A 7048-nucleotide genomic window follows, 5' to 3' on the forward strand; every position below is an offset into this window, starting at 1 on the left:
GGCACCTGCGCCGGCGGCACGGGCGCGTTCATCGACCAGATGGCCTCCCTTCTCCACACCGACGCGTCGGGCCTGAACGAGCTCGCCAAGGGCGCCGAGCGCATCCACCCCATCGCTTCCCGCTGCGGCGTCTTTGCAAAGACGGACGTCCAGCCCCTGCTCAACGAGGGCGCGCGCCCCGAGGACGTGGCCGCCTCGATCTTCCAGGCCGTCGCCAACCAGACCGTCAGCGGCCTCGCCTGCGGCCACCCCATCCGCGGCTACGTCGCCTTTCTCGGCGGCCCGCTCCAGTACCTCAGCGAGCTGCGCCACCGCTTCTACGTCACGCTCAACCTCGACGACGAGCACATCATCGTTCCCGAGAACGCGCACCTCTTTGTCGCGACGGGCGCGGCGCTGGCCGGCGAGTCCCAGAAGCACGTGACCTTCGCCGAGGTCATCCGCCTGCTCGAGGACCTCAAGGACACCCAGGGCTCCGAGGTCGAGCGCTTGGAGCCGCTCTTTGCCACCGAGGACGACTATCGCGAGTTCAAGGAGCGCCACGACAAGCAGGTCGTGCCCAAGGGCGACCTCGCGAGCTACCACGGCCGCGTGTTCATCGGCATCGACGCCGGCTCCACCACGATGAAGGCGGCCGTCGTCGGCGAGGACGGCGAGCTCCTCTACACCTGGTACGGCAACAACAACGGCGACATCCTCGGCACCGCGCGCAAGATCACCGACGACATCTACGACAAGATGCCCGCCGACTGCACCATCGGCCACGTGACCACCACCGGTTACGGCGAGCAGATCCTCATCGAGGCCCTGCGCGCCGACTCCGGCGAGATCGAGACCGTCGCCCACCTGCGCGGCGCCAAGGCCTTCATCCCCGGCGTCGAGTTCATCCTCGACATCGGCGGCCAGGACATGAAGTGCCTGCAGGTCAAGGACGGCGTCATCGAGCACATCATGCTCAACGAGGCCTGCTCCTCGGGCTGCGGCTCCTTCATCGAGTCCTTCGCCGTGTCCATGAACATGACGGTCCAGGAGTTCGCCGAGGCGGCCGTTCACGCTAAGGCCCCCGTCGACCTCGGCTCGCGCTGCACCGTCTTTATGAACTCGCGCGTCAAGCAGGCCCAGAAGGAGGGCGCGACCATCGGTGACGTGGCCGCCGGCCTTTCTTACTCCGTCATCAAGAACGCGCTGTTCAAGGTCATCAAGCTCCGCGACTTCGACGAGATCGGCAAGTACTGCGTCGTCCAGGGCGGCACCTTCATGTCCGACGCCACCCTGCGCGCCTTCGAGCTCCTGACCGGCCGTGAGGTCATCCGACCCGACGTCGCCGGCTGCATGGGCGCCTACGGCGCGGCGCTCCTGGCCCGCGATCGCGCGGGCGCCGACGGCATCTCGGGGCTTCTTTCCCGCGAGGCCATCGACAACCTGCAGGTCAAGCACACCAACGTCCACTGCGGACGCTGCTCCAACAACTGCCTGCTCACGGTCAACGACTTCGGCGGCGGCCGCCGCTTCATCACGGGCAACCGCTGCGAGAAGGGCGCGGGCGGCTCCAAGCGCCAGAAGAACGACGCCCCGAACCTCTTTGAGTACAAGAACAAGCTGCTCTTCGACCGCCCCGTGCTCTCCGAGCAGGAGGCCACCCGCGGCACCGTGGGCATCCCGCGCGCGCTGAACATGTACGAGAACTACCCGTTCTGGCACGCGTTCTTCACCAAGCTCGGTTTCCGCGTCGTCCTCAGCGACCAGACCAACGGCAAGACCTACGAGGCCGGCATCGAGTCCATGCCCTCCGAGTCCGTCTGCTACCCGGCCAAGCTCAGCCACGGCCACATCATGAACCTCATCGCCAAGGACCCGGACTTCATCTGGATGCCCTGCATCCGCTGGGAGCGCCAGGAGGACCCGGGCGCGACCAACCACTACAACTGCCCGATCGTCATGAGCTATCCGCAGGCGCTCGAGCTCAACGTCGACGAGCTCGGCCACGGCACCAAGGTCGAGTTCCTCGACCCCTTCATCCCCTACGACAAGAAGGGCGAGCTCAAGCGACGCCTCTATGAGCTCGTCTCCGAGCAGCGCGAGCGCGACGCCGCCGAGGGACGCGGCCGCGTGCGCGGGCCGCACATCACCCGCGCCGAGGTCGACGAGGCCGTCAACTACGCGTGGCAGGCCGATATCGACTTCCACGACGCCATGCACCGCAAGGGCGACGAGGCCCTGCGCTGGATCGAGGAGAACCACGGCCACGGCATCGTGCTCGCAGGCCGCCCGTACCACAACGACCCCGAGATCAACCACGCCATCCCCGAGCTCGTGCACTCCTTCGGCTTCGCCGTCCTCACCGAGGACTCCGTCGCGCACAAGATGCTCCCCGAGCGCCCGATCCGCGTGGTCGACCAGTGGATGTTCCACTCCCGCCTCTACCGCGCCGCGCGCTTCGTGGCCTCCCGCAACGACCTCGACCTGATCCAGCTCTTCTCGTTCGGCTGCGGCCTGGACGCGCTGACCACCGACCAGGTCCAGGAGATCCTCGAGGCCTCCGGCAAGATCTACACCATGCTCAAGGTCGACCAGGTGAGCAACCTCGGCGCCGCGCGCATCCGCATCCGCTCCCTCATGGCCGCCCTGAAGGAGCAGAAGGAGGAGCTCGAGGCCCGCGCCGCCGCCGGTGAGGTCCACGAGATCGAGCCCGCCGGCGTCCGCTGCGCCGACGGCACCCCCGAGCGCAAGCGCGCCGACGACGGCGACGTTCCCGTCTACCGCGAGGCCGCGAGCTCCGCGTTCAAGAAGGTCCGCTACACCAAGGAGATGCAGGCCGAGGGCTACACCATCCTCGCGCCGCAGATGAGCCCGATCCACTTCGAGCTCATCGAGGAACTCCTGCGCAACGAGGGCTACAACGCCGTCCTTCTTCCTTCCGTGGACCAGGGCGCCGTGGACATGGGCCTGAAGTACGTCAACAACGACATCTGCTACCCGTCCATCCTCGTCACCGGCCAGATCATGGAGGCCGTGCTCTCCGGCAAGTACGACCTCACCCGCACCGCCGTCCTCATCACCCAGACCGGCGGCGGCTGCCGAGCCACGAACTACATCGCCCTCATCCGCAAGGCGCTCAAGGACTCCGGCCACCCCGAGGTGCCGGTGATCAGCCTGACCGCCGCCTCCGGCCTCGACGAGGACAACCCCGGCTTCAACGTCTTCAAGCCGTCGCTGCTCATCAAGGCCCTCTACGCGCTGCTCTACGGCGACCTCATCATGCAGCTCCTCTACCGCGTGCGCCCCTACGAGACGCGCCCGGGCTCGGCCGACGAGCTCTACGAGCGCTGGATGGCGCAGGCCAAGTCCGTCCTTCTCCATGCGAGCCGCTCGAGCTTCTACAAGCTCTGCCAGCAGACCATCGACGCCTTCGAGGCCCTGCCGCTGACGAACGACCGCTCCAAGCCGCGCGTCGGCGTGGTCGGCGAGATCCTCGTCAAGTTCCACCCCACGGCCAACAACCAGGTCGTCCGCGTGATTGAGCAGGAGGGCTGCGAGGCCAACGTCCCGGGCCTGGTGGATTTCTTCCTCTTTGGCATGACCAACGCCATCAACATGAAGGAGGAGCTGGGCACCAAGGCCACGAGCCGCTTCACGCACAAGGCCGGCATCAAGCTCATCGAGGGCTTCCGCGAGCCCATCAACCAGATGCTCCAGAAGTCCAGCCGCTTCGAGCCGTACCCGAGCGTCTTTGAGCTCGCCGAGAAGGCCGGCCAGATCCTGAGCCTGTGCAATACGATGGGCGAAGGCTGGCTGCTCACGGCCGAGATGTGCGACCTCATCGAGACCGGCACGCCCAACATCGTGTGCTGCTCGCCGTTTGCGTGCCTGCCCAACCACGTCGTGGGCAAGGCCGTCATCAAGCGCCTGCGCGAGATGCACCCCGAGAGCAACATCGTGGCCGTCGACTACGACCCGGGCGCGTCCGAGGTCAACCAGCTCAACCGCATCAAGCTGATGATCTCGGTTGCCAAGGAGAACTACCGCAACGCCCGCGGCGAGGACTTCAAGCTGGTAAACGACGACGACCCGACCGTGGGCGGCGGCGAGGACTACGGCATTCCGCTGTCCGACGAGCAGCGCGCCCGTCTCGAGGACATTAAGGCGCGCGCGGCGGTCGACTAATTGAGGGGTCGCGCGAGCTGGCGTTCATAGAATGATTCGCGGAGGGATGACTTCCTGGGGAGTCGGCCTTCGCGAATCATTCTTTTATGGATGAGCCGGGGGCCTTGAATCGTCTCAAATCTGGAATGGATTCCAGTTTTGAGACGATTCTTGCGATAAAATCATCTCAAATCTGGAATGCATTCCATTTTTGAGAGAATCGAGTACGGCAATGTACATTTCTCGGGCCCTTGAACCTGTTGTGTCCAGGTATTCCGAGTTCTTCAAGGTTGTGGTGGTCACCGGTCCGCGCCAGGTGGGCAAAACAACCATGCTCAAGCACCTTATCGAAAAAGAGCAAGAGCTCACCGGCGTCCGGCGTTCGTATGTTTCTCTTGACGACTCAGCGCTTCGCATGGCCGCAAAGGCGGATCCTGCGCTGTTTCTCCAGCGCTATAGGCCGCCCGTTCTGATCGATGAGATTCAGAAGGCGCCCGAGCTGCTTCCGTATATCAAACTTGCCGTCGATGCCGACGACCTGAATGGCCAGTTCTGGCTTACTGGCTCCCAGCCGCTTCACCTCATGAAAGAGGTTTCCGAGTCGCTGGCCGGGCGAGCCGGTATCGTCGAGATGCTTGGTCTTTCAAACGCGGAGATCGCGGGCGTCGCTTCGGAGCCCTTCTCGCCAACGCCGGATTACTACTTGCGCAGAGTGGGCCTTATGCCGAAGTTTGGCGTACACGATGCTTTTGAGCGCATAGCCGCCAGCTCGTTTCCGGGGATTCGCTCGTTGCCCGAGGATCTGCGGGCGGCGGCGTACGAGTCCTACATCGATACGTACGTGATGCGAGATATTCGCGACCTTTCGCAGGTGGCGGACGAGCTCAAGTTCAGGCGCTTTATGACTGCCTGCGCTTCGCTTACTTCGAAGCCTGTGGTCTACGCGGAGCTTGCCCGCCTGGCGGATATCGACCAGAAAACGGCAAAGGCATGGCTTTCCCTTCTGGTGAGCTCGTATCTGGTCAAGATTGTGGAGCCGTATTCGAACAACCTGCTTAAACGTCTGAGCAAGCAGCCCATTATGCACTTTACCGACCCGGGGCTTGCCGCGTACTTGTGTGGATGGGACAGCGCCTCTACGCTTGAGCTGGGCGCGATGTCGGGCATGGTGTTCGAAACCTATGTATTTGACGAGCTCTATAAAAGCTACTGCAACGCGGGCAAGCGCCCCCAGCTTTGGTTCTTCCGGACCAACGACCGCAAGGAAATCGACCTTCTTTTGGAACAGAACGGTACGCTGTTTCCGATTGAGGTAAAGAAGAGCGCTTCTCCCGTTGCGTCTGACGCAAAGAATTTCAGCGCGCTGGACGGTGTGGAGGCGGACGATTTGCCGCCCGAGCTCGTTGCCTTTAAGCGAGAGGTGGGAACCGGCGCCATCATCTGTATGGCGGATGACGCGTTTCCGGTTAGCTCCCGGGCGTGGGCAATGCCGCTGTGGGCGATTTAGGAGTAGGGAAGAAGAACATGCTCAAGCTTGTATTCACCGATCTCGATGGCACGTTCGTGGACACGCAAAAGCAGGTGCCCGAGCGCAACGCGCGCGTCCTCGACCTTGCGGCGGAGTGCGGCGTGCAGTTCGTGCCGTGCACAGGCCGCAACGCGAACGGCGTTCTGACCGACCTGGCCAACCACCCGGCCGTGCGCTACGCCATTTGCTGCAACGGTGCGCTGGTGGTCGACCTGCGCGAGGACCGCGTGCTTCGCAGCGCCCCGATGAGCAACGAGCAGGTGCTCGAGCTCTACGATCGCGTTCGCGACCTGCGTGTGTCGTTCGATGTCTTTATCAACGGCAAGGTGTACCTCGAGCGGAGCCGTTGGGAGATTCCGCACGAGGCCTCTGGGGGCGATAAGGCCGCGGAGAAGTTCTTCTACAGCCTGCGCACCCCTTATGACTGCAGCCTGGAGGAGCTTCTTCAGCGCGGCCCTGCGACCAAGGTGACGATGCTGCACCCCGGAAACGTCGACGCCCCCGCCGTGCGCGCGGCCGCCGAATCCGTCAAGGGCGTCGAGTGGACCTGGTCGCTGCCCATGAACACCGAGGTGGCCAATGCCGAGGCGAGCAAGGGCGCGGCCCTCACGTGGCTGTGCGGACACCTGGGCGTGGACGTCGCGGACGCGGTCGCGTTCGGCGACGGGGACAACGACCTGTCTATGATCCGCGCGGCCGGCGACGGCGTGGCGATGGCCAACGCGATTCCCGAGGTTCTCGCGGCGGCGGACCACGTGACCTCCTCTTGCGACGAGGCGGGCGTCGCCGCATACCTGGAGCCGATCCTTTCTGCGACGGCCTAGCCCCTCTTGCCGCCAGGTACCCCCTCGCACAATCTAACTCCCATACAGCGGACGCATCTGGGCCGAAAATGGCCGAAATGCGTCCGCTGTATGGGAGTTAGGCGTTGCGAAGGCTTCGCAGGTGGCAAGAAGGACCTGCGGGGCCGTAGACGCGCCGGCCGCGGTAGAATCGAGGAGATTGATCCGCGGCAAAGAAAGGCCACCCAGATGAGCGACGTCCTCGAGCGATTCCTGCGCTACGTGCAGGTCGATTCCCAGTCCGATCCCGATAACGAGCAGGTCACGCCCTCGACTCCGCGCCAGCACCAGATGGCGCGCGTGCTCGGCGACGACCTTTCCGCGCTCGGCTGCGAGGACGTCCGCGTGGACGACCACGCCTACGTGACGGCCACGCTGCCCGCCTCCGCCGGTGCCGAGGGCGCCCCCGCGCTCATGCTCTGCGCGCACATCGACACCGCGCCCGACGCGCCGGCCGCCGGCGTCCGCCCGCGCGTCGTCCGCTACGAGGGCGGCCCGCTTGTGGCGGGCATAGTCGACGGAAAGCCCGTGCAGA

General features: G+C 64.7%; 3 protein-coding genes and 1 pseudogene. All 4 read left to right on the forward strand.

Annotation, left to right across the window (positions count from 1 at the left end):
* A partial coding sequence (locus ACT84W_RS03760) for an acyl-CoA dehydratase activase-related protein (protein ID WP_444328248.1) occupies positions 1-4164 on the forward strand: 4164 nt, incomplete at its 5' end.
* 211 nt (positions 4165-4375) lie between these two features.
* Positions 4376-5650 (forward strand): ATP-binding protein, encoded by a 1275-nt coding sequence (locus ACT84W_RS03765; protein WP_444328249.1) that lies wholly within the window; start codon positions 4376-4378, stop codon positions 5648-5650.
* Positions 5651-5667: 17 nt separating this feature from the next.
* Positions 5668-6495 (forward strand): HAD family hydrolase, encoded by an 828-nt coding sequence (locus ACT84W_RS03770; protein WP_444328250.1) that lies wholly within the window; start codon positions 5668-5670, stop codon positions 6493-6495.
* A 207-nt stretch (positions 6496-6702) separates the two neighbouring features.
* Positions 6703-7048: pseudogene (locus ACT84W_RS03775) on the forward strand (peptidase T); the annotation flags it as partial.

It is taken from the genome of Paratractidigestivibacter sp. (assembly GCF_052362415.1).
GTDB lineage: Bacteria > Actinomycetota > Coriobacteriia > Coriobacteriales > Atopobiaceae > Paratractidigestivibacter.

What these genes read in the sequence shown, in the direction of transcription:
- ACT84W_RS03770 (WP_444328250.1), top strand. Translation starts at nt 5,668, where the DNA reads ATGCTCAAGCTTGTATTCACCGATCTCGATGGCACGTTCGTGGACACG.
- ACT84W_RS03765 (WP_444328249.1), top strand. Translation starts at nt 4,376, where the DNA reads ATGTACATTTCTCGGGCCCTTGAACCTGTTGTGTCCAGGTATTCCGAG.